Source organism: Clostridium sp. FP1 (genome assembly GCF_011065975.2).
Classification (GTDB): Bacteria; Bacillota; Clostridia; order Clostridiales; family Clostridiaceae; genus Clostridium_AD; species Clostridium_AD tagluense.
The window spans coordinates 4,533,010-4,558,745 of record NZ_JAAMNJ020000001.1 but is presented as its reverse complement, the minus strand read 5'-3'; the positions used below and the strand labels follow the sequence as shown (position 1 = coordinate 4,558,745).

Sequence of the window (25,736 nt, the reverse complement as noted above, 5' to 3'; positions counted from 1 at the left end):
AAAAAATATCCTTGTCATGGCTAACTTGTTATTTTTTTCAGATGCCTAATCACCCCTAAATGTGTTATAATAAAAAAATGAAACTGTATTATTAATAATCTTTGTAAAGGGGGGGTTTTAAATGAGATTTGTTATATTAACGGGGCTTTCTGGTGCTGGTAAAACACAAACCATAAGAAACCTTGAAGACTTAGGATTTTTTTGTGTAGATAATTTGCCACCTACAGTAATTCCTAAATTTGCAGAGGCATGTTATCAAACCAACGGAAATATAGATAAAATTGCACTAGTTATAGACATTAGAGGCGGAAAATTTTTTGATGATTTGTTTGAAAGCTTAACCTTTCTAAAAGAACAAGGATATATGTATGAAATATTATTTTTAGAGGCCTCAGATGAAGTACTTGTTAAAAGATATAAAGAATCAAGACGAAAACATCCTCTAGCGCCAGAGGGAAGAGTTTTAAATGGAATTGCAACTGAAAGAAAAAAACTTAAGGATGTACGTGAGCGTGCTGACCATATAATTAATACTACTAAACTTTCTGCAAGAGAGCTTACGGAAGAAATAAACAATATTTATGCGGAAGAAGGTCAGATGGAGACTAAACTTATGATAACTGTGCTTTCTTTTGGCTTTAAATATGGGATACCTGTGGATTCGGATTTAGTATTTGATGTTAGGTTTTTGCCAAACCCATATTATATTCCAGAGCTTAAGCAGTATTCAGGTAATGAAAAACCGGTTAGAGATTATGTACTAGATTTTGATGGAACTATAGTATTTATAGAAAAACTCCAGGATATGTTAGAGTTTCTTATTCCAAATTATAAAAAAGAGGGAAAAAGACAACTTATAGTGTCTATTGGATGCACAGGGGGAAGACATAGATCCGTAGCTATAGCCAACAAAATTTATGAAATACTAGAGCAAAGCGGATATAGTGTCAATATAGATCATAGGGATATATATGAAGATGTGAATAGGGGTGGCGGAAAGCTATGATAACCAGGGATTTGCTCAAACCTGGTGTTAATATAAAAAGATGGGTTCTTGTAGGTATTATAGGGATTTTCTTATTGTTTTATGGAGTTAATGAGTTTATTAATAAAAAATATTTGTGGTCTATAAATTCAGCTTTTCCTATTTTTTTCATTGGTATCGGAGTTTTGATTTTGTATATTGCTTTAATGCAAATTATTAAATCATTTATTATATTGATAAACATAGGAAATGTAGATGTAGCCATTGACTCGAAAAACTTTGGAGATTTGATTTATGAAAAGAGAGCACTTGTAAAAGGTCCTAAAATTGTAGTAATCGGAGGCGGTACAGGTCTTGCAACTATGCTTCGAGGCTTAAAAAAATATACCAATAATATAACTGCAATAGTTACGGTGGCAGATGATGGCGGGGGATCGGGTGTTTTAAGGGAAGATTTAGGCATTCTCCCTCCTGGGGATATTAGAAATTGTATTTTAGCCTTAGCAGATACGGAGCCACTAATGGAGGAATTATTGCAGTATAGATTTAAAGATGGAAGATTAAAGGATCAAAATTTTGGTAATTTGTTTTTAGCAGCAATGGATGGAATTTCAAATAATTTCGAAGAAGCTGTTCAGAAAATGAGTTCGGTGCTGGCTGTAACAGGAAGAGTTATACCAGTTACACTAGATAATATGATATTAAAAGCCAAACTCCAAAATGGAAAAATAATTGATGGAGAATCCAATATACCAAAAGCTGCTCTAGATTGTAACAGTCCTATTGAGGAGGTTTTTATAGAGCCTATAGATGCTAAAGCAATTAAGGAAGCATTGTTTGCCATAAATGGGGCAGATGCAGTAATCCTAGGACCGGGTAGTCTCTATACTAGCATTATTCCCAATCTATTAGTACGGGAGATAAGAGATGCATTAGATAAAACAAAAGCCTTAAGAATTTATGTGTCAAATATAATGACTCAACCAGGAGAAAGCGATAATTTTTGCGTATGCGACCACATAAAAGCTATACATCAACATGCTGGATGCAAGGTTGTAGATTATGTTTTAGTTAATGTAGGAAAATTAACTAATGATTTAGAAGAAAAGTATCAAAAGGATAATTCTAATATGGTTAATATAAATGAAAAGGAAGTTAAAAAGCTGGGTATAGAGGTAATTAAGAGCGATTTTGTAAAGATTCAAAAGGGATATGTAAGGCATGACGAAGACAAGCTTGCAGCCATTATATTAGAAACAATTATGGAAAAAAAACTGTTTTACGATAAGAAGAGAATAGTGGAGTATTTTTATTTATCACAGAGGCTTAAGGAACATAAAAATAAATAATGATCCATATTTATTTTTATGATTTTTGAGAAAATAAACGCAATAAGGAGTAAAATAATGTCATTTTCGTCTAAGGTTAAAAATGAAATTTGTAGATTTACAGAAATGAGTAAGAAAGAAGCCATGGCAGAACTTGCGGCTATAATGAAGGTTAGTGGAACTATTGGACTTGGTTCAAATAAACAAGTGAATTTTCAAATAACTACCGAAAATCCTGCAATTGCAAGACTTATCTTTAAATTATTAAAGGAGCACTTTGCCATTCATGCTAGGTTACTAGTCAAAAGAAGTAATTCTCTTAAAAAAAAGAATGTTTATGTAGTTATAATTACAGAAGACATGGGTGTTAAAGGCTTATTAAAGCAAGTGGCAGTACTAGAAGACGAGAGCTTTTTTTCCATAGATTATACTATACCAGAAAGGTTAATTGATGCTGAAGAATGCAAACGTAAATATATAAGAGGTGCATTTTTAGGTGGTGGAAGTATCAGTAATCCAGAAAAAAACTACCATGTAGAATTCGTTACGCATGACAGTGATTATGCGCAGGAACTGTGCACACTTATTAATAGTTATGGACTATCTTCAAAGATAATACAAAGAAAAAGTAGTTTTGTAATTTATATTAAAGAAGGTGAGCAGATTGTTGATCTACTTAATATCATTGGTGCCCATAACTCATTATTATTCCTGGAGAATGTAAGGATAATGAAGGAAGTGAGAAACAATGTAAATAGGCTTGTGAACTGCGAAACCGCCAATCTTAGCAAAACGGTGAATGCATCAGTAAGACAAGTGGAGAGTATTAAATTAATACAAAAAGAATTAGGGTTTCAAAGGCTTCCTAAAAATTTAAGGGAAATTGCGGAACTTCGCCTTGAGTACCCAGATGAATCACTAAAGGAGCTTGGTGCAATACTTGAACCACCAGTGGGAAAATCTGGAATTAATCATAGATTAAGAAGAATAGAAAAGATTGCTGAGGAATTAAGGAAAGAAGGAAGGTAAAACATCTAATGTCAAAGCATGAAGAGATTGTTAATTTTATCATTTCCCTAGATATTGGAACTAAAATTTCAGTAAGGGGCATAAGTAGTGAACTCGGCCTTAGCGATGGTACAGCATATAGAGCTATAAAAGAAGCTGAAAATATGGGGATTGTTAAGACTGTACCTAGGGTTGGAACTGTAAGAGTAGACAAAGTAGATAAAAAAAATATTGAAAGTTTGACTTATGCTGAAGTTATAAACATCCTTGATGCAACGATTTTAGGTGGAAAAAAGGGCATAAACAGAAGTTTAAATAAATTCATAATAGGGGCAATGGCTGTTGAAACTATACATAAATATATAAGCCCGGGGTATCTACTCATCGTTGGAAATAGGGAAGAGGCGCAAGAACTTGCACTTGAGAATGAAGCCGCGGTATTAATTACTGGAGGCTTTAATTGTAGTGAAAAAATAAAGGCCTTGGCAAACGAAAAGGGTATTCCTGTATTGTCTTCATCTTATGATACCTTTACAGTAGCAAGTATGATAAATAAGGCTATTTATGAAAGCATGATTAAAAAAGAAATTATTTCAGTTGAAGATGTAATGGAAATACATCCCAAGTACCTTAGTGGCACTGATACTGTTGCCACCTGGAGAAAACTAATGATGGAAACTAATCATGAAAGATATCCTGTGGTAGATGAGAATATGAAGCTTATTGGCATAGTTACACTAAGAGATTTACAAGGACATGATGATGAAAATGAACAAATATATAAGGTTATGAGTAAGGATACTATAAGTGTAACACCTAAAACAACAGTAGCTTATGCCGCTCACATTATGGGATGGGATGGAATAAAGCTCTGTCCTGTGGTTAATAAGAAAAAGTTAGTAGGAGTTCTAAGTATTGAGGATGTTATAAAAGCGATGGAGTTTTCATTAAGGCAGCCTCAAGTATCGGAAACTATAGAAGATCTTATTTTAAAGAATTTTAAATGTGATATTGAGGGGGAGAGGCTACACTTTAATGGCCAGATTATTCCTCAAATGCTAGACCCTGTTGGAACTGCATCTTGGAGTTCACTTAATATGCTTTTATCAACTATGGGAATAATGGCACTCAGAAAAAATAACAATATCAATATTTCAGTAGATAGTATTATGGCATATTTTATGAAGCCTGTACAAATGGGTAGTGATATAGATATATATGCAGAAGTCCTGGATAAGGGTAGAAGTTTTTCTAAAGTAGAAATTAGTATGTATAATAGACTTAAGCAGCCCGTGGCAAAGGCTATGATTTCCGCAAAAACATTTAGTAAATAATATATGGGTTGATATTAATATGATTTTATGAGGAGGTACTTTAATGTTTACACACATAGTATTTTTCAAGTTAAAAAGTAAAGAGCAAGCACAGGGTGCTAGAAATATTTTACTCAGTATGGAGGGAAAGATACCACAACTTAAGGGGCTAGAAGTGGGAGTGGATGTTCTACATACTGAGCGTTCTTATGATTTAGTTTTGATTACTAGGTTTGATTCACTTGAGGATATGAAATCTTATGCGGTACATGAGTATCATGTAAATGAGGTGCTTAAATATTTAAAACCAATGCTCGAGTCTTCTAAAGTTGTGGACTATGAGAGTTAAATTGGGGATTAATTAAGGCCTCTGTGGATAAAAATAACTTTATATGATTAATTATATGGTTTGAGGGGAAGTGAAAAAATATGCACCAAAAATCAGAGAAAGAAGACGTAGAAAATTTCGTTCATCTCCATGTACATACAGAGTATAGTTTGCTGGATGGTTCCGGGAAGATTAAAGAACTCCTTTCTAAAACCAAGGAGTTAGGTATGAAGAGTATTGCTATAACAGACCATGGAGTAATGTATGGTTGTGTGGAATTTTATAAGCAGGCAAAGGAGCAAGGCATTAAACCTATTATTGGGTGTGAAATATATGTAGCTGCTAAGTCTATGTACATAAAAGAAGCAGATAGAGAGAATCAAACTCACCATTTAGTGCTTTTAGTTAAGAATGCATTGGGGTATGAAAATTTAATGCAGATAGTATCCGCAGCTTCAATTAAAGGCTTTTATTACAAACCAAGGGTCGACCATGAATTCTTATCAAAGTATAGTGAAGGAATAATAGCTAGTAGTGCCTGCCTTGGTGGTGAGGTTCAAAGTCATCTTCTTCGCGATAATTATGAAAAAGCAAAGGAAATAGCGCTGCAATATAAAGAAATTTTCAAAGATGGCTTTTATTTGGAATTGCAATATCATGGTATGCAGGACCAACTTAAGGTCAATGAACTTTTAATTAAACTTTCAAAGGATACAGGAATTCCTTTAATTTGTAGCAATGATACTCACTATATTAATAAAGAGGATGCAAAGGCTCATGATGTGCTCTTATGCATTCAAACAGCGAAAACTGTGGATGAAGAAAATAGAATGAGATATCCATCAGATGAGTTTTATTTAAAATCTCCTGATGAAATGAAAAAGACCTTTGCTTATGTTCCAGAGGCTTTAAGTAATACAGTGAAAATTGCAGAGCAGTGTAATTTTGATTATGAATTTCATGTATCTAAATTACCTAAGTTCCCATTACCAGAAAAGGTGGATTCTTATGAATTCCTAAGAGAAAATTGCTACAAGGGTATGTCATCGCTTTATAAGGTCTTTAGTGAGGTACAGGAAAAGGGTTTTTCTATAGAATATGTAAATCAAATAGCGGTTGGAAGTGATCAGGCTAAAGAGTATGTGGTCAGACTGGAATATGAACTTAATATAATAAAGCAAATGGGATACATAGATTATTTTCTTATAGTATGGGATTTTATAAAGTTTGCAGTAGAACATGATATTCCCACGGGGCCTGGTCGTGGCTCTGCGGCAGGTTCTATAGTGGCTTATGCATTAGGAATAACTAAGATAGACCCTATAAAATATAGTCTTATTTTTGAGAGATTTTTAAATCCAGAGCGAGTTTCAATGCCGGATATAGATTCGGATTTCTGCTATGAAGGACGTCAAGCTGTAATTGATTATGTAGTTGAGAAATATGGGTCTGATAATGTATCACAAATTATAACTTTTGGAACTATGGCTCCAAGAGCTTGTATAAGAGATGTAGGAAGGGCTATGAATTATTCTTATGCAGAGGTAGATAGAATTGCTAAGATGATTCCAACTGTAATTGGTATAACTATAAATAAAGCTCTTGAGATGAATGCGGAGCTTAACTCCTTATATGAAGATGATATACGGGTTGAAGCACTTATAGATATTGCAAAGGCCTTAGAGGGACTACCAAGGCATAGTTCTACTCACGCAGCAGGAGTAGTTATTGCCTCGAAGCCATTAGTAAATTATGTTCCTCTTCAGAAAAATGAGGAAATGATAGTAACACAATTTCCTATGGGAACCTTAGAGGAACTTGGACTTTTGAAAATGGATTTTTTAGGTCTTCGAACACTTACAGTTATGAGAGATTGTGTGGATTTCATAAAGGAAAACAGGAATGTGAGTATAGATATAGATGATTTAGATATTGAAGATCACAAGGTCTATAAGATGATTGGAGAAGGTAAAACTGTAGGAATATTTCAATTAGAATCTGCAGGAATGACTAGCTTTATGAAAGAACTAAAGCCAGACAATTTAGAAGATATTATCGCTGGTATAAGTTTATATAGACCAGGTCCTATGGCTGAGATTCCACGCTATATAAGAAATAAAAATAGTATGGATAAGGTAGAATATGAAACTCCGCAACTGGAAGAAATTCTTGGCGTTACCTATGGTGTAATGGTATATCAAGAACAAGTAATGGAAATTGTTAGAAAACTAGCTGGTTATTCCATGGGTAGATCAGACCTTGTACGTCGTGCTATGTCTAAAAAGAAGCACAAGGTTATGGAAGAGGAACGATATAACTTTATCCATGGAATAGTCCGCGCGGATGGAACCATAGAAGTAGAAGGTTGCCTCCGAAATGGAATTTCGGAAAAGGCTGCAAACCGCATATTTGACCAAATGATGGATTTTGCGTCTTATGCTTTTAATAAATCACATGCAGCAGCTTATGCAGTGGTTGGTTACCAAACAGCATATTTAATGTGTTATTATCCCACAGAATTTATAGCTGCTATGCTAAACAGCGTAAAGGGTGCTAGTGAGAAAATAGCTTTTTATACCAGATATGCAGTGCAAATTGGGATTGGGGTGCTACCTCCTAGTATAAATGAAAGTTACGCTGGGTTTACCGTAAAAGGAGAGACTATAAGATTTGGGCTTACAGCTTTAAAAAATGTAGGGGTAAATGTAATAGACAGTATTGTGAAAAATCGAGAAGAAAAAGGTGATTTCACCGGTTTAATGGATTTTTGCAATAAAATAGATACTTCCTGTGTAAGCAAAAGAGCAGTAGAAAGTCTTATTAAAGCAGGAGCCTTTGATGATTTCAAAATTCATAGGTCTCAACTACTAGCAATCTATGAAAAAGTATTAGATGGAGTAAATAATGATAGGAAGAGAAATATTTCTGGACAAATAAATTTATTTTTAGATTTTGAAAATGATTATAATAATTTCGAAATAGAGTATCCTAATATTAAAGAATTTAAAAAGAAACATCTTTTAGCTATGGAAAAAGAAATGACAGGAATATATTTATCTGGTCACCCACTAGATGAATATGAAGAGACTCTCAAAATACAGACGGATACAAGAATATCGGATATTGTGGTAGATGAAAGCCTTGAAGAAGGTAATGAACTATTGAATGAAAGCTTTAAGCTTCAAGATGGGGATAAAGTTATTATCGGAGGCATAATATCGACTGTTTCGAAAAAAGTTACAAAAAATAATGCAATGATGGCTTTTATTAATCTAGAAGACCTATATGCAAGTGTAGAAGTAATAGTTTTTCCTAAGACCTTTGAAAAATATAAGTCCTTAATAGAAGAGGATGAAATAGTAATAATAAAAGGAAGAGTAAGTATTAGGGAAGAAGAACAACCCAAGATTTTGTGTGAAGATATTAAACCCCTTTTAAAGATTAACAGTGAAAAAATTTATATTTTGATAGAAAATGAAACGATGATGAAAGATACACTAAAAAAATTAAAGCAAAACTTGACCATTTATAGGGGATACACTCCGGTATATATTTGTACAAAGGAGCCAAGAAAAATGTATGCTGCGGATAAAGCATTATGGCTCAGTGAGGAAACCGATACTATGGAAGTCTTAAGAGACATATTCGGAAAAAATAACATAAAAATACAATGAAACCTTTACCTATTATAAGTAAAAACCATGGGGGAAAACTTTTTTCTCCCGTTTTTACCCGTTAAAAGGTTTACAATGCCACCATAGTATGCTATATATTAAAAATTTATTATTTATGAATATAAAACGTTGAATATTTCGCGAATTTTGTATAAAATTAGAGTATAAGAAAAATTTTAATTAGTATTAATATTACTGTCAATAAACATGGATATATTATAACCATAGTGGGACTAACTTTGACCCGATGGTACAGAGATTGTCCCGATAGTGCAAGGAAGAAAACTATAAGGAGGTTAATGTTTATGAAAACAATTGCGGTATTAACAAGTGGGGGAGACGCACCAGGAATGAATGCAGCCCTTAGAGCAGTAGTCAGAATGGCTATCTATAAAGGCATAAGGGTTATGGGTGTACAAAGAGGATATAGTGGGCTTATAAATGGTGAACTTTTTGAAATGGATAGACGTTCTGTTTCTGATATAATTCATAAAGGTGGAACTATTCTTAGAACTGCACGTTGTGAAGAATTTAAAACTCCAGAAGGAAGAGAAAAAGCAGCTAATGTATTAAGAGTATTTGGCATTGATGGCCTGGTGGTAATTGGAGGCGATGGGTCTTTCACAGGAGCACAGTATTTATCAGAAATGGGTATTGCAACTGTTGGTATCCCTGGAACTATTGATAATGACTTACCTTATACTGAATATGCTATAGGCTTTGATACGGCTTTAAATACAGTACTTGACGCTATAAATAAGATAAGAGACACTTCAAGTTCCCATGAAAGAATTAGTGTAGTTGAAGTAATGGGAAGAAATTGTGGAGATATAGCCTTATACGCTGGAATTGGCGGAGGGGCTGAAAAAGTAATTATTCCTGAAAAAGGGTATGAAATAGATGATTTGTGCAAAACTATATTTGAAGGTAAGCTAAGAGGGAAAATGCACAACCTAATAATACTGGCTGAAGGCGTAGGTGGAGCAAATGAGCTTGCTAAGGAAATTGAAGAAATAACAGGAATAGAATCTAGAGCTACCATACTTGGTCATATTCAAAGAGGTGGAAGTCCAAGTGGCTTCGATAGAATGCTTTCTTCAAGAATGGGAGTAGCAGCAGTAGAAGTGCTTATGGAAGGTAAATCAGGAAGAGTAATTGGTATGAGGGATGGTAAAATAATTGATGAAGATATCAATACAGCGCTTGCAATGCCAAGAAAATTAGACGAAGAACTTTATGAAATATCAAAAATTCTTTCTTATTAGAAATAAGTAAAAATATGTTAAAATAAGCATATTTAAATAGATATTAAATTCAAAAATAAGATTCAATAAGGAGAGCAATTTATGAAAAAAACTAAAATTATATGTACCGTAGGACCAGCTAGTGACAACAGTGAAACTATAAGAAGCTTAATCAATGCAGGAATGGATGTCTCAAGACACAATTTTTCTCACGGAGACCACGCTGAACATAAGATAAGAATGGATCTCGTAAAAGACCTTAGAGTAGAACTTAATAAACATATTGCTATAATACTTGATACTAAAGGACCAGAAATTAGAACAGGAAATTTTGCAGCGGGTAAAGTTGAATTAAAAGAAGGTGCTAAGTTTACAGTTGTCTGTGGTGAAGAAGTTATTGGAGATGAGACTACTTGCTCAGTGACATATAATAAACTAAATGAAGATGTTAAACCTAATGATATTATATTAATAGATGACGGCCTCGTAGGACTTATAGTACAAGAAATAAAAGGCAAAAAAATTGAATGTATAGTTGCTAATACTGGTATGGTTGGTAATCATAAAGGAGTCAACGTGCCTGGAGTTTCAATAAATCTTCCTGCACTTACAGGTCAAGATATTGAAGATTTAAAATTCGGAGTTACCCAAGAAGTTGATATTGTTGCTGCGTCTTTTATAAGAAAAGCTTCTGATGTGCTTGACATAAGACGTATACTTAATGAAAATGGTGGAGCAGATATACAAATATTCTCTAAGATTGAAAATAGGGAAGGCGTTAATAATATCGATGATATTATTAAGTTCTCTGACGGTATTATGGTTGCAAGAGGAGATTTAGGAGTTGAAATTCCTACTGAAGAAGTTCCAATAGTTCAAAAAATGATTATCCAGAAGTGTAATGCTGCTGGAAAGGCAGTTATAACAGCTACTCAAATGTTAGATTCTATGATGAGAAATCCAAGACCGACTAGAGCAGAGTCATCAGACGTTGCAAATGCAATATTTGATGGTACAGATGCTATAATGCTCAGTGGTGAAACTGCTAATGGTAAATACCCTGTAGAGGCAGTAACCATAATGTCTAAAATAGCAAAAGCTGCTGAAGATGTTCTTAACTATGAAGAAAATTTAAACAAGAAGAGAAAGTCTCATATTCCTAATGTACCAAATGCTATTAGTTTAGCTACTTGCAATACAGCTATGGAACTCAATGCTTCAGCTATTATTACTGCAACTCAAAGCGGTAGTACAGCTAGAAAAGTTTCAGCTTATAGGCCAGAATGTCCTGTTATAGCAGTTACTCCGTATGAAAAAGTAGCTAGAAGTCTTGCATTAAACTGGGGTGTAATCGCAATATGTGCAGAAAAAGTAGAATCTACAGATGAACTTATAGATAAATCTGTGAATATTGCACTAAAAGCAGGCTATGTAGAAAAGGGAGATTTAGTAGTTATGGCTGCTGGAATTCCAGCGAATTTTGTAGGTAGCACAAATATGATGAAGGTTCATATCGTTGGTGATATATTACTTCAAGGTAAGGGGAATATAAGTGCATCAGCATGTGGTACAGCTTATTATGTTAAAAGCACAAAAGAAGCTAATGATACTATGCAAGATGGAGATATTTTAGTGGTGAAAACATTAAACAGAGAATATATTGAGATATTAGATAGAGTTTCTGGAATTATCGTAGAAGAAGATGAATTAAGCTCAAGTGTTGTAATTGAATGTACATCAAGAGAAATTCCAATAATATATAATGCAGCTGGAGCAACGGAGGTTATTAAAACTGGTTCATTTATAACTATGGATGCAGCTCGAGGTATTGTTTATAGCGGTAGGGCTAATGTAAAAAATTAAAAAGCAACTAGCTTACTCCTAATATGCTAAGTTAGTAATGCTGTAATTAAGATTGTCAGATATCTGGCAATCTTAAAAAAACTTTACATATTAAGAAAAATTATGTATAATTAAAACAAATATGGGTACAATTATAAATAAATACCAAGGCAACTGATTTCTATTAGAGCATCTATATGGTGCTTTTTTTGTTTTTAAATGAAAAAATCACAAAAATTATGAGTTTAATTATCTTTATCTTTCTTTTCTATAGTATAATAAAAGTAAAAGCTACAAACTATAATTAAAATTAAGTAGTGGGAGGGATAAATATGAACGGAGTTTTAAGTTGTAGCGCAGTGAATTGTGTTAATAATATATCAGCAATATGTTCAGCTAGGACTATCCATGTTTCTGGATCAAACGCCCATAGTAGCGAGGGAACACAGTGTGAGAATTTTTCAGAAAAGGGATTAAAGAATTCATTAATTAATGTGCTCAATATGAATGTAGTAGGTGAATTTAAACAAGCATTTAATAGTGACTCTATAGAAATGAGTCCAATGATTAGATGTGAAGCTATATACTGTAAACATAATGAAAAAAAATTATGTTTAGCGGGTAATATTATAATGTACGGGAAAGATGCTTTAAGTATTGAAAAAACAGAATGTGAGACCTTCGAAGAATAAAGACATTTTTCAATTATAAAGTTTAGGGTTTTTCTTAGATGATGATAAAAGGCATCTTGAAAGAAATTATTTTTTCAAGATGCCTTTAGTATGGGAAAATAGTTATAGCTAAGGTAGGAGGAAAAATAATGAAAAGCAATAAAAAATTTGATAATTATATTATTCCAGTTGAAAAAAATGGGGACTATATAATGACTATAGATAATATGGGGTACGAGGGTGAAGGTGTAGGTAAGATAGATAACTTTACTGTTTTTGTAGCTGGTGCAATAGTAGGTGAAAAGGTAAAAATAAAAATTGTTAAGATTTCTAAAAGTTTTGCCTTTGGTAAGTTATTAGAGATAATAGAATCATCAAGCAGTAGAATAGAGCCAGTTTGTACTATATATAAGAATTGTGGAGGTTGTAATCTTCAACATATAGATTACACAGGGCAATTAGATTTTAAAACTAATAGGGTGATACAGGTTATAAATAGGATAGGAAAATTGGAAAATGTAATAGTTCACCCTACACTAGGAATGGAAAAACCTTATAATTACAGAAATAAGGTTCAATTACCTGTGTCTAATAAAAATGGAGCAATAGATATTGGTTTTTATGCAGCAAGAAGTCACGACATAATAAACATGGAAACCTGCCATATTCAAGATAAGGTAGCGGATGTTGTGGTAAAGCTTACAAAACAATGGATAAAAGAGTATAATATCCAAAGTTATAATGAAGAAAACCATAAGGGATTGCTTCGTCATATTATGATTAGAAAAGGGTTTAAAACAGGAGAAGTAATGGTGGTGTTAGTCACGAATGGTAAGAATATTCCACATAAAGCAGAATTTATAGCCACAATGACAAAAAAGATCCAAGGGCTTGTCAGTGTAGTACAAAATATTAATAGTGAAAAAACAAATGTAATACTGGGAGCAAAATGTGTAACGCTATGGGGAAAAGATACTATAACTGATTATATAGGAGAATTCAAATTTGAAGTTTCTCCACTATCATTTTTCCAAGTTAATTCAATTCAAACAGAAAAGTTGTATGGTAAAGCACTAGAGTATGCAAACTTAAGTGGTGGAGAAGTGGTTCTGGATGCTTATTGTGGTACGGGGACTATATCCTTATTTCTATCCCAAAAGGCGAAAAAGGTATATGGGGTGGAGATAGTACCAGAAGCTATTGAAAATGCTATAATAAACGCAAAAGAAAACAAGGTAAATAATACAGAGTTTATAGTAGGTGAGGCAGAAAGTGCTATTCCAAAACTTATAAGCCTTGGAGTGCGGGCTGATGTAGTGGTAGTTGACCCACCAAGAAAGGGTTGTGATAAAACCCTATTAGAAGCCATAAGCAGTATGGGACCTAGAACTATAGTTTATGTTTCTTGTGATCCAGGTACTTTAGCTCGGGATCTTGGGATTTTAGATGAACTTGGATATAAGACTATAGAAATTCAGCCTGTGGATATGTTTCCTCAAACGGCTCATGTGGAGTGCGTGGCAAGGATAGAGAAAAAATAGGCCGGTGCCATCCACGTGGCGGGTTGAAGATTTTAAATGAATATTGAAATTGGTTTGTATTACAGAAAATCGTCTAATTTATTTAAATAAAATTAGGCGATTTTTAAGAAACATATAAAACAATTTGTCGGAAAATTCTGATTTATTATAGGTTCCAAATAATATATAATAAGAGTGATTAAACTATAGAAGGGGGATGTTTTATGGAATCATTCGGTCAACTAATTGCCCAAATTGATAGCTGGATATGGGGAATACCACTTATTGTATTATTATTTGGCACTCATCTATTTTTAACTTTTAGGCTTAAATTTATTCAACGCTACATTTTTAAGGCTATAAAACTTTCTGTAACCAAAGATGATTTTGGTGTGGGAGATGTAAGTCAATTTAGTGCTCTAACTACAGCGCTTGCAGCGACTATAGGAACGGGAAATATAGTTGGTGTTGCAACAGCGGTTGGTCTTGGTGGACCTGGTGCAGTTCTTTGGTGTTGGTTAACAGGTGTATTTGGAATAGCTACAAAGTATTCTGAGTCTTTATTATCTGTTAAGTATCGTGTTAAAACTAAAGATGGTACAATGGCAGGTGGGCCAATGTATGTTTTAGAACATGGGCTTAATGCAAAATGGGCAGGAATACTATTTGCATTATTTACAAGTATTGCAGCTTTTGGTATTGGATGTATGGTTCAAGCAAACTCCGTATCATCAATGGTATATGAAACATTTAAAATTCCAACTTGGGCTACAGGCCTTGTAATAGCTGTATTAGTAGCAGTTGTTATATTGGGTGGAATAAAGAAAATAGCTAAGGTTTGCGATATTTTAGTTCCATTTATGGCTATATTTTATGTTATTGGGTGTATTATACTTCTTGCAATAGGTTACAAAACTATTGGAAGCACAATAGTCCTAATATTTAGGGATGCTTTCTCACCTCAAGCTGCAGCTGGTGGATTTGCTGGAGCAGGGGTTATGATGGCAATGAGATATGGTGTTTCAAGGGGACTTTTCTCAAATGAATCAGGTCTTGGTAGTGCACCTATAGTTGCAGCTGCAGCACAAACAAGAAATCCTGTTAAGCAAGCTCTAGTTTCAGCAACAGGTACTTTTTGGGATACAGTAGTTGTATGTGCAATGACAGGCTTAGTTATTGTAAATTCGGGTTTGTGGCAAGAAGGAGTAAAGGGTGCGGCACTTACTAAGGGAGCATTCGCGGCTATTCCTGTGGTAGGGCCTATCATTTTAACAGTTGGACTTTTGACATTTGTATTTTCAACTATACTTGGTTGGTCATACTATGGAGAAAAGGCAATCGAATACTTACTTGGCAAAAAAGCAATACTTCCTTATAGAATACTTTGGGTTATATTTGTTTATGTTGGCTCAGTGTTCTCACTTAATCTAGTTTGGGATTTAGCAGATTTATTTAATGGATTAATGGCACTTCCAAATCTAATTGCTTTAATAGTACTCAGTCCTGTAATTGTTAGTGAAACTAAGAAATATTTATGGGATGATAACCTTGAAGCAATAGACACTGATCCCATAAGGCAAGTTGATGAAAAAGGAAATTCTTTATCAATGTAAATAGATTTTATAAATAAGGCTCTTGGCACGCTAAAATGCTAAGGGCTTTAGTAAATTTATAGGTTGAAGCACTAAAAGTTTAAAAAATGTTTACATATGCTAAATTTAAAATACTGCTATATTATAAATATTGTGATAAAATATTAGTGTATTAGAATTGAGAGGAGATAATCATGGATATTATAAAAAAGGTATTTAAAGACTGGATACTGCCAATACTCGCAGCAATTATAATAGCATTTATCATAAATAAGGTTATTTTCTTTAACGTGTCTGTTCCAACTGGATCAATGCTACCAACTATAAAACTAGATGATAAGATTTTGGTAACAAGAGTTCATAACAAGAAAAACCTCAAACATGGGGATATAGTAGTATTTCATTCTGATGAATTAAATGAAGATTTAATAAAGAGACTTATTGGACTACCTAATGATGAAATAGAAATTAGAGATGATGGGTCACTGTACATAAACAAGGAGAAAATAGACGAGAGTTATGTTGTAAATCCAGGTGGCAAAGCAGGGTTAAAATTTAAAGTTCCAGAAGGCAGTTACTTCTTTATGGGAGATAATAGAATAAACTCTTCAGATGCAAGATACTGGGCAAATCCTTTTATACCCGGGAAAGATATAATGGGTAAAGCAAGAATCAGAATTAGTCCTTTTAGCACATTTGGAAAATTAAAGTAAGAAAATAGCAGAGTATGAATGCAAGTTTATACATCTGCTATTTTCATTTTTTTTGAAAACATTTTTTGAATTTATAATATGATCTATTGAATAATTGAAGTATCATGTTAATTAAAGGAATTTTGCAATGAAAAAATTACAGTAAAGCTTTACAATTCCTAGTAAACTATTTTTAAAATCGGGAAAAATTTGTTGGCATTTTTTTGAGTATTATTAAACAAAACATATTTATATTAGCAGAATGTTAAAAAAATTAACAATGAAATCTGCACAACTTCAAAAATCATACTAAATCAATAAAAACATAGTGCGAAATGATGGAAAATGGAGTATATTATAGCTATTTATGTGAAAAATCAATACAATATGAAAATTTCATAAAAAACGAGGGGTTTTCATATTTAGCTATTTTTAAAACATATGTTATTATAAATTTACATTAACAAATAATTAACATTTATAATAAAAGGGGGATATATCATGGAGGAAAATAAAAAACTTTCTCATACCGCTTACGGTGGTATTAAGGGTGAGGATTACTTACCATTTGTACCAGCTAGTCAAGCAATGCCAGAACTAACGGCAATATCATTAATTTTAGGTATGGTATTTGCAATGATATTTGCAGCTGCAAACACCTATTTAGGACTTAAAGTAGGATTAACAATTTCAGCAGGTATTCCAGGAGCAATTTTAGCTACAGGATTACTTAAAGGTTTATTTAAAAGAAATAACATATTAGAGGCTAATATGGTATCTTCAATTGCTGCTGTGGGAGAATCTATAGCAGGCGGAATTATATTTATACTTCCAGCAATTATCCTTTGGGGTATGGAATTAAAACTTTCTACTATAATTATGGTAACCTTACTTGGAGGACTACTTGGTGTATTCTTCGTTTCACCACTTCGAAGATTCTTAATAGTTGAAGAGCATGGTACTCTTATATTTCCAGAAAGTATGGCAGCTGCTGAAGTTCTTGTAACTGGTAGTGAAGGTGGGCAAGGGTTCAAGACAGTTATAACAGGACTTGTAGTAGGAGCAGTTTACAAGTTATTCTCTGGCGGATTTAAATTCTGGCTTGAAGAGGCTGAATGGAGTATCAAGCCAATGCAGGGAACAATGTTTGGTTTTGATACATTAGCATCTCTTATGGGTGTTGGTTATATAGTTGGAGTTAGAGCTTCACTTTATATGTTTGGAGGTTCTTTAATAGCTTGGCTTGGACTTATTCCATTAATAATGTACGTTGGACATGGACTACAAGACCCATTATTCCCATCAACAGTTCTTATTAGTAAAATGGGGGCATGGGATATTTGGGAAAAATATATAAGATACATAGGTGCAGGTGGAGTTGCAGCAGGTGGATTTATAAGTCTTGCAAAATCAGCTCCAACAATCATTAAATCCTTCAAATCAGCTATGTCGGGTATTGGAGCAGGTGGGGCGACAACTCAAAAAAGATCAGACATTGATGCACCAATAACTTGGGTTATAGGCGCAGCAGTATTAGTATTTTTACTTTCCTGGTTATTACCAATAATTAATGTTGGTATAATTGGTGCAATACTCGCAGTTGTATTCTCCTTCTTCTTTGCAGTTGTATCAGCTAGAATGGTTGGTATAATAGGAGCATCAAATAACCCAGCTTCAGGAATGACTATAGCTACATTGTTATTTGTAACATCAGTTTTAAAGTTTACAGGTAATATTGGCGATAAAGGAATGATTGCAGCTGTTATTATAGGTGGTATAGTTTGTGTTGCTATCTGCGTTGCCGGTGGTACTGCACAAAGTTTAAAAACAACTTATATTATCGGTGGAACACCGAAAAACATACAAATTGGTATGTTTTTAGGAATAGTTGCATCTGCAGCAGTTGCTGGTGCGGTATTATTAATGCTTCATAGCACATATGGTATAGGTAGCAAAGATGTTGCTGCACCTCAAGCGACATTAATGTCAATGGTTATTAAAGGTGTAATGACTGCTGAACTTCCATGGGCCTTAGTATTTGTTGGAGTTACCATTGCAGTTTTCTGTGAACTTGCAGCACTTCCAATACTTCCAGTTGCACTTGGATTATATTTACCAATACACTTAAATGCAGCTATCCTTTGTGGTGGTATTATTAGATTATTAGTCGAAAAGAAATTTAAGAAAAACGAAGAAAGGCAAAAGACACAGGTGGAAAAAGGTATACTTCTTTCATCAGGCCTGGTTGCAGGAGATGCTTTAATGGGTATAGTTGTTGCAGGAATTGCTACAGCTAGGAATATCTATCCCAATATTTCTTGGTTAGATATAGCATACGGTCCTAAAATACTTCCAGGGTTAGCATTAAGTCACGAATTCTCAACAATGGTGTTCTTTGCACTAGGATTAGCAATTTACCTATTCGCTACAAAAATAGACAAAAAAACCATTTAGTGTTATAATTAGGCAGGGTATAAAAGATTAAATTTAAGAAATAATAAAGAAAAAATTATAAGTTAAGGGCCGTTTTGGCTCTTAGCTACTTTGTAGGTGAAATGTATGTTTAATAAAAAAAACAAAGAAAAATCAGAAGAAAATTTTTTGCTCTATAGGCCATTAAGAAAGATTGAACAATGGGAAGTAAATGGTGAAAAAGTAAAACTATTTTTTCACCATAACAAGCCAGTTGAAAGATTTATGAGATGGCTTATAAAAAAATCAAAAGTTAGTGATATACAGCTTGATGAAATGGGTTCTATGGTTTGGCAACTTTGCGATGGCACTAGAACTGTTTATGACATAGCTTTAGCCCTGGTGGAAAGATTTAATGATACTGAGGAGAATTCTATTAATAGATTAATTATGTTTCTAAGGTATTTATCTCGAAAGGGATGGATCACTTTTGAAAAATAATAATATATATCATATCTAAATAAACCACATTAGATGATTTAATGTGGACTATAAATGGAGGGGAACGAATATGGAAATAAATAAATTAATTGACGCTATGAAAGAGGATATTGTTAAATCTACTCAAGAGGTCATAAGAATTAAGAGTATAGAAAGTGAACCAAAACCTGGAATGCCTTTTGGAGAAGGTGTAGCTAAAACATTAGAATGTGCTTTAAATACTGCAAAGAATTTAGGCTTTCATACAGTTAACTTAGATGGTTATGTTGGATATGCAGAGTACGGACAAGGTGAGGATTATGTTTTAGCCTTAGGACACTTAGATGTAGTTCCTGAAGGAGAAGGATGGATTTATCCACCTTACGGCGCAGAAATTCATGATGGGAAAATGTACGGACGTGGAACTACAGATGATAAAGGACCAATAATGGCAACATTATATGGACTAAAGGCAATTAAAGATGCAAAATTACCTATTTCTAAAAGAATTAGAATTTTATTTGGAACTAATGAAGAAACGGGAAGCAAGGAAATTGAACATTATTTAGAAAAAGAAAAAGCACCAGTTGCTGGTTTTACACCAGATGCAGACTATCCAATAATCAATGGAGAAAAAGGTATAACTATTTTCAACATTGTAAAAGATTTTAATAAAAAGAATCCTGGTGAAAACCTTATAAAATATATCAAAGGTGGTCGAGTAGCTAACATAGTACCTGATTATTGTGAAGCAGGAATTGTAGCTAAAGATGCAAAAAACATTATTAGTGCATTAGATATTTTTGCAAAACAAATGGATTACAAGCTTTCCTGTGAAGTTAAGGAAGATGTGGTAATAATTAAATCTGTAGGTGAAGCAGCTCATGGAAGTACACCAGAAATTGGAGTTAATGCCATAATGCAATTATTAGCTTTCCTTGGAACTGTGGAACTTGGAACAAACGATGTGTCAGAATTCGTTGAATTTTTAAATAAGAATATAGGTATGGAAACACATGGTGAGTCTTTTGGGGTTTGTCTCGAAGATGAGAATTCAGGAAAATTATCCTTTAATGTTGGAGTTGTAAGCATGGATGAAAATTCAGCTACAATGACTTTGAATTTAAGATACCCTGTAACAAATAAACTAGAAGATATGATGAATCCATTTAATAGTAGGATAGAAGGAACTGGAATAAAAATAGAAAAGTTTGAGCACCAAGCACCATTATACTTTTCACCAGATAGTCCAATTATTAAAGCACTTCAAAAAGTTTATACTGAGCAAACTGGCGAAGAAGCTAAATTAGTATCTATAGGTGGAGGAACTTATGCTAAAGAAATGCCTAACACTGTAGCATTTGGACCAATGTTTCCAGGAGAACCAGATACTATTCATAAGAAAAATGAATATATCACTATAGATAATTTAATTAAGAATGCTAAAATATATGCTCACGCATTATATGAATTAGCAAAGTAATAATGGAATAACTTATAGGCCTATATCTTATAAAATGAGATATAGGCCTTAGTATTTTAAAAGAGCTATATTTTTAAAATTAATTAATATAAAAGTTGTAGAATTAAAATGGATATAGAGGTATAATACAATATTATGAACAACTTAAACACTATAAAAAATATTAAACTTTTAGTGGAGGATAATTATGAAAATAAAAGAGATTAAAATGGGTAAAATTAGTACTCCTTTGAAAAAACCATATAGAGTAGGGAAGAGATTCCTTACATACTCTGATGAAATAGTTATAAAAATGATTACAGATACAGGAGAAATAGGCTATGGTAGTGCAGCTCCTACGCCGTCTATAACTGGAGAAACAGAGAATTCAATTATTGGAGCAATAAATTATATTAAACCAGAAATTATAGGTCTAGACATCGATAATCTTGAAGAAATTATGAAAGTAATTCATAATTCTATTCATGGAAATAATAGTGCGAAAGCAGCTATTGATATTGCTATATATGATTTACTTTGTAAAAAATATGGATTGCCACTTTATAAATTTTTGGGAGGATATAAAACTTCATTAACTACAGATCTTACAATAGCAAATGATACTGTGGAACAAATGGTAGGAAAATCCCTAGAAGCTGTAATGGATGGGTATACTTATTTAAAGGTAAAAATTGGGAATGATTTAGAACATGATATAGAGAGAGTAAAAGCTGTAAGAAAAGCAGTAAGACGAGGAATAAAAATAAGGGTAGATGCTAATCAAGGTTGGAGACCCAAAGAAGCTGTAAGTATTATTAGAAAATTTGAAGATATGGGACTAGACATTGAGTTCGTTGAGCAGCCAGTTAATGCTTGGGATATAGATGGATTAAAATATGTTACAGATAACGTAGAAACAAAAATTCTTGCAGATGAAGCAGTTTTTGGTCCTTCAGATGCCTTTAAGATAATTGAAAGAAGAGCAGCAGATCTTATAAGCATAAAGCTTATGAAGTGTGGGGGCATAAATAATGCAATAAAAATATACAATATGGCAGAAAATATGGGTATAAGATGCATGATGGGCTGTATGCTAGAAAGCAGAATGGGCATAACAGCAGCAGCTAGTTTTGCGGCATCAAAATCTAATATGATTAAAGCAGACCTAGATACTATGTTGTTATTTGAGCATGATTCAATAATTGGAGGAGCATGTATTACAGGAAATAGAATAACTATTAATGATTCTCCAGGCCTTGGTATTTCAGATATTATTGGATGGCATGAAATTTTATAAAAATATAACCATTGAAATGGGGTGATAGTTTTGAATAATAAATATGATATGGACGCTAGTCTCATAGAAGTGGAATTAAAAAAGCAATTAGAATTTAATATAGAAGAAGAAAAACTAAAAGTGGATATTGAAATCATTAGTGAAGAAATTCTAAAATATATTGAAAAGAGAAAGGGAATTACAAAATATATTTTAGAATATAGGAAAAAAGTAATTGAAGACTATAGAGATGATGAGGATATGGTAATAGAATATTTTGATCATGAGATATATGTTAAGGAAGAAGCCTTCAAAACTATTGATAGAAGACTTAAAGAGTTAACTCAACTTAAGAGCTCTCCTTATTTTGGAAGAATTGATTTTTCGGAAGAAGATTTTGGTATTAATAAAATGTATATAGGAAGATTTGGAGTTACTCCAGAGAATACATTTGAACCACTAATAGTAGATTGGAGAGCACCAATTGCATCCTTATTTTATAGCGAAGCTTTAGGAGAAGCTTTTTATGAAGCACCTAAAGAAAAGATGCTAGTGAATATTTTAGCTAAGAGACAATACATTATAAAAAAAGAAAAACTTATGGGTATGTTTGACTCAGCACTAGATATAAAAGATGAGATACTTCAAATGGTGCTTAGTAGCAATGCTTCAGAAAAGTTAAAAGATATAATAATGACAATACAAAAGGAACAGGATGACTTAATAAGACAACCAAGAACCAAAACTATAGTAGTGGATGGTGTGGCAGGAAGTGGAAAAACTACTATTGCTCTTCATAGGGTAGCTTATCTACTTTATAACTACAGAAAAATACTCCAAGATAAAGTTCTAATATTAGGCCCAAATAATGTATTTATGGAGTATATATCGCGAGTGCTACCAAGCCTTGGAGAATCAGGGGTTAAACAAACAACCTTTAGAGACTTTGCCTTTGATATTTTAGAGATTGAAGAAGTAATGAGTCTAAAAGAATACATGGAAAAAGTGCTTAGTGGTGAAAGTGAATTTACAGAGGATATTATCTATAAAAATTCTATAGAATATAAAAATTTCCTTGATGAATCAGTAGAAAAATTAGATAGTGAATATTTTAAAATAGAAGATTTATCTTTTATGAATGAGGTAATATTATCTAAAGAAGCTATAATGGAAATGTTTTATAATTATTATAAAACTATGCCCTTATTTAGGAGAAGTAAGAAAATTAAAAGAATTATTTATTCTAAGATTAGTGATGCTAGAGATGAAAAAGTTAGACTTATACAAAAGGAATATGAAAAAACTGTGTCTTTATTATCTGAGGAAGAACGAAGTTTTAAAGTAAATGATTTAGAGTTTAACAGAAAACTTAAAATACGAGAAGTTATTAAAGAGATAATAAAGTTAAAAAGAAATCTTACTTGGCTAGAAAATGGAAACTGTGTTGATTTATACAACAAAATCAATGGCTATAAAAGATTAACTGAAAATGATTTGGGCGGTATCTTGTATTTTAAAAATAAGTTAGAGGGAATAAAAGTTTCTGAGCAAATCAAACATGTAGTAATAGATGAAGCTCAGGATTATAATCAACTTCAATTCCTAGTAGTAAAAGAATTAACAAGGTGTACTTCCTTAACCATAGTTGGAGATAGTAATCAACGAATTATTCCATATGATGGCAAGCTACCTATGCATGACTTGAAAAATATACTTCCACAATGTAATGTTCAGGAGTTTAAGCTAAATACTAGTTATAGATCTACAGTGGAAATTATGGAGTATGCCAATAAATATTTGAGTACAGAACCTATTGTTCCTATAGTAAGAAGTGGCGAACCTGTAACAGAAAAATCAATATCTGACACGGATGAATTTAAAAGTTATATGGTACAAAAAATTGAAGATTTTAAAAGCAAAGCTTATGAAAATATTGCAATTATCTGTAAGGATATAAGTGAAACAGAAAAAATCTTCAAGTTAATTAAAGACATTGCTAAGATTAAAATTATTAATAATGAAAATGCAGTGTATCATAGTGGCATTGTTGTTATTCCATCCTATTTTGCTAAGGGACTTGAGTTTGATGCAGTTATTATGCTGCTAGAAGGACCAAGTGGTACAGGAGATGACTATAAGCAAGAGGATAAACTTAGATATGTGATGGCAACTAGAGCATTACATGAGCTTGCTGTGGTTAAAAAAAGTTCGTTTTAAATTAAGTGTTTTTTCTTATATTATGCTATAAGGTCAAGTATATATTGCTAGAAATGCGTTCGCTTCGCTAAGTAATTCTAAATTGATTTTATTGAAAGATACTAAAATTAATTAAGAATTTCTAAGGCTTGCTTAAATGCATTTTACGCAATATATACTTTTGTTAGCATAATCTAAGAAAAAAGAGTTTAGTTCAAAATTCTATATGGTCACAGTTGGACATCATATATCAGGGTTAAGCGATTGCCATCATTGCTCCGCTCCACGGGGATTTTACAATCCATAAACTAAGACACTGTAAATTTACTATGTACTATTTTTCACTTCTTACATGCTTTACCCTCATAAAGTCATTCGGAAATTCATAAAAGATTATTTTAATTAGTCCTTTTCTTAATGCCAACAAAATAAACCTCTCCCTTAATATTTTTTTCAAAACTATATTCTTGATCTATCCAAGTGTGGTGGAATGTGCTTTCTGATATTGGATAGATGGGCATTACCCATTTATTTGACTGTATAAAATACAATTTATCGTCATCTCTTTTAACCTCAAGTTTAAAATCCTCCTTTCGATATATACCCACATAACTATCATAAACATTTAGATCCAAATCGAATTTTAGTGGCTTTGAGGGTATACAACACTCCTCATCAAATACTATTTTTGCAATATTTTCATTGATATTAAGTGAATTGGAAAATCCATAATTACTCAATACAAGAATGGTAACTTTATCATCTATATATCTATGAAATTGGTGACTAAAGCCACTCCCCCCACCGCTATGGTGAACTCTTTTACGACTGTTCTTTTTATCTATAACCCAGCCATATCCATAATCTTCTTTGTAGGGTGTAAATATCTCATTCATTGTCTCTTTTGATACAAGTTTTTCACAGTATAGGGACTTATCCCAGAAGAGCATATCCTCTATAGTAGAATAAATGGCGCCGGCCGAAAAAACACTCATTGTATCAATTTCACTGCATACCAAATTTTCACTACTTACATAATATCCACTTGCTTTATTAGGAAGAATCTCAATGTAGTCATCAAGACCAGTATTATTCATTCCTAAAGGCTTGAAAATATTATCTTTTAAAAATTCAATATATGACTTTCCAGAAATTCGTTCAATTATAACGCCAAGTAAATAATAGCCAAAATAGCAATAGCTCCAACCTTCACCTGGTTCGAATTCCAGAGGCATATCTTTAAAAAGGTCAAAAACTTCCTCATGCGTATATAAACGTTTCCCAAGCATAAGATAGGGATCGACTACTGAAAATTCACTACATAGGCCAGATGTATGTGTCATTAAATGATGAATTGTTATTCTCTCATCAAGTTCTGGATAATCAGGAAAAAACTTTTTTAGGCTATCGCAAACATTAAGAAGACCTCTTTCCTTTAGAATCATTATGCCCATACAGGTAATCTGTTTTGTAAGAGAAGCAATTTTATACTTTGTTTTTGTTGTATTTGCAGCACCATGTTCTATGCTTGCCATGCCATAGCTTTTATTAAATATAACTTGTCCATTATTTACTACTAAAATGGCCCCACTAAATGGCCATAGCTTAGTATACTCATCTAAATATTCATTTATTTTATAATTAATACTCATTAAACTTCACCTTCTGTTTATATATTTTATAAAATTATAGTGTTTGACGAATTACTATATA

18 protein-coding genes are annotated in these 25,736 nt (G+C 32.8%); 17 read left to right on the top strand and 1 reads right to left on the bottom strand.

Annotated elements, in window-relative coordinates; genetic code table 11:
• Nucleotides 1-121 precede the first annotated feature (121 nt).
• From rapZ to G9F70_RS21540, 17 genes are all read left to right on the top strand, one after another.
• Nucleotides 122-1,006, top strand: a complete 885-nt coding sequence (gene rapZ, locus G9F70_RS21620) for an RNase adapter RapZ (RefSeq protein WP_164944029.1) — start codon at nucleotides 122-124, stop codon at nucleotides 1,004-1,006.
• Nucleotides 1,003-2,334, top strand: coding sequence for a uridine diphosphate-N-acetylglucosamine-binding protein YvcK (locus tag G9F70_RS21615; RefSeq protein ID WP_164944030.1), 1,332 nt, complete (start codon nucleotides 1,003-1,005; stop codon nucleotides 2,332-2,334). Before rapZ ends, G9F70_RS21615 begins: the two co-directional genes overlap by 4 nt.
• 57 nt (nucleotides 2,335-2,391) lie before the next feature.
• Nucleotides 2,392-3,342: a DNA-binding protein WhiA gene (whiA, locus tag G9F70_RS21610; protein ID WP_164944031.1), complete on the top strand. Its 951-nt coding sequence runs from the start codon at nucleotides 2,392-2,394 to the stop codon at nucleotides 3,340-3,342.
• Nucleotides 3,343-3,350: 8 nt separating this feature from the next.
• Nucleotides 3,351-4,655 carry a DRTGG domain-containing protein gene (locus G9F70_RS21605; RefSeq protein WP_125004169.1) on the top strand — a complete coding sequence of 435 codons (1,305 nt, stop codon included), beginning with the start codon at nucleotides 3,351-3,353 and terminating at the stop codon, nucleotides 4,653-4,655.
• Nucleotides 4,656-4,698: 43 nt separating this feature from the next.
• A complete protein-coding gene (locus G9F70_RS21600) occupies nucleotides 4,699-4,983 on the top strand; it encodes a Dabb family protein (RefSeq protein WP_164944032.1) in 285 nt (94 codons plus the stop codon).
• 80 nt (nucleotides 4,984-5,063) lie between these two features.
• Nucleotides 5,064-8,636, top strand: a complete 3,573-nt coding sequence (locus tag G9F70_RS21595; protein WP_164944033.1) for a DNA polymerase III subunit alpha — start codon at nucleotides 5,064-5,066, stop codon at nucleotides 8,634-8,636.
• Nucleotides 8,637-8,941: 305 nt separating this feature from the next.
• The gene (gene pfkA, locus G9F70_RS21590) at nucleotides 8,942-9,901 is read left to right on the top strand and encodes a 6-phosphofructokinase (protein WP_164944034.1); all 960 of its coding nucleotides are present in this window, start codon (nucleotides 8,942-8,944) and stop codon (nucleotides 9,899-9,901) included.
• 81 nt (nucleotides 9,902-9,982) lie between these two features.
• Nucleotides 9,983-11,743: a pyruvate kinase gene (gene pyk, locus G9F70_RS21585; protein ID WP_164944035.1), complete on the top strand. Its 1,761-nt coding sequence runs from the start codon at nucleotides 9,983-9,985 to the stop codon at nucleotides 11,741-11,743.
• A gap of 311 nt (nucleotides 11,744-12,054) precedes the next feature.
• Nucleotides 12,055-12,414 carry a DUF1540 domain-containing protein gene (locus G9F70_RS21580; RefSeq protein WP_164944036.1) on the top strand — a complete coding sequence of 120 codons (360 nt, stop codon included), beginning with the start codon at nucleotides 12,055-12,057 and terminating at the stop codon, nucleotides 12,412-12,414.
• A 128-nt stretch (nucleotides 12,415-12,542) separates the two neighbouring features.
• Nucleotides 12,543-13,934, top strand: a complete 1,392-nt coding sequence (gene rlmD / locus G9F70_RS21575) for a 23S rRNA (uracil(1939)-C(5))-methyltransferase RlmD (RefSeq protein ID WP_164944037.1) — start codon at nucleotides 12,543-12,545, stop codon at nucleotides 13,932-13,934.
• A gap of 203 nt (nucleotides 13,935-14,137) precedes the next feature.
• On the top strand, nucleotides 14,138-15,526 hold the full coding sequence (locus G9F70_RS21570) for an alanine/glycine:cation symporter family protein (RefSeq protein ID WP_164944038.1): 1,389 nt from the start codon (nucleotides 14,138-14,140) through the stop codon (nucleotides 15,524-15,526).
• Nucleotides 15,527-15,699: 173 nt separating this feature from the next.
• Entirely contained in the window at nucleotides 15,700-16,218 is a 519-nt protein-coding gene (gene lepB, locus G9F70_RS21565; RefSeq protein WP_164944039.1) for a signal peptidase I, read from the top strand.
• A gap of 477 nt (nucleotides 16,219-16,695) precedes the next feature.
• Nucleotides 16,696-18,651: an OPT family oligopeptide transporter gene (locus tag G9F70_RS21560; RefSeq protein WP_411956027.1), complete on the top strand. Its 1,956-nt coding sequence runs from the start codon at nucleotides 16,696-16,698 to the stop codon at nucleotides 18,649-18,651.
• Between the two features lie 105 nt (nucleotides 18,652-18,756).
• The gene (locus tag G9F70_RS21555; RefSeq protein WP_164944041.1) at nucleotides 18,757-19,110 is read left to right on the top strand and encodes a PqqD family protein; all 354 of its coding nucleotides are present in this window, start codon (nucleotides 18,757-18,759) and stop codon (nucleotides 19,108-19,110) included.
• Nucleotides 19,111-19,180: 70 nt separating this feature from the next.
• Nucleotides 19,181-20,572, top strand: coding sequence for a dipeptidase PepV (gene pepV, locus G9F70_RS21550; RefSeq protein WP_164944042.1), 1,392 nt, complete (start codon nucleotides 19,181-19,183; stop codon nucleotides 20,570-20,572).
• Between the two features lie 187 nt (nucleotides 20,573-20,759).
• A complete protein-coding gene (locus G9F70_RS21545; protein ID WP_164944043.1) occupies nucleotides 20,760-21,848 on the top strand; it encodes a dipeptide epimerase in 1,089 nt (362 codons plus the stop codon).
• A 48-nt stretch (nucleotides 21,849-21,896) separates the two neighbouring features.
• Nucleotides 21,897-24,044 carry a HelD family protein gene (locus G9F70_RS21540; protein ID WP_164944141.1) on the top strand — a complete coding sequence of 716 codons (2,148 nt, stop codon included), beginning with the start codon at nucleotides 21,897-21,899 and terminating at the stop codon, nucleotides 24,042-24,044.
• 377 nt (nucleotides 24,045-24,421) lie between these two features.
• Here the strand turns inward: G9F70_RS21540 and G9F70_RS21535 are convergent, their stop codons facing one another.
• Complete coding sequence (locus G9F70_RS21535) at nucleotides 24,422-25,675, bottom strand: serine hydrolase domain-containing protein (protein ID WP_164944044.1); 1,254 nt, start codon at nucleotides 25,673-25,675, stop codon at nucleotides 24,422-24,424.
• Nucleotides 25,676-25,736 lie beyond the last annotated feature (61 nt).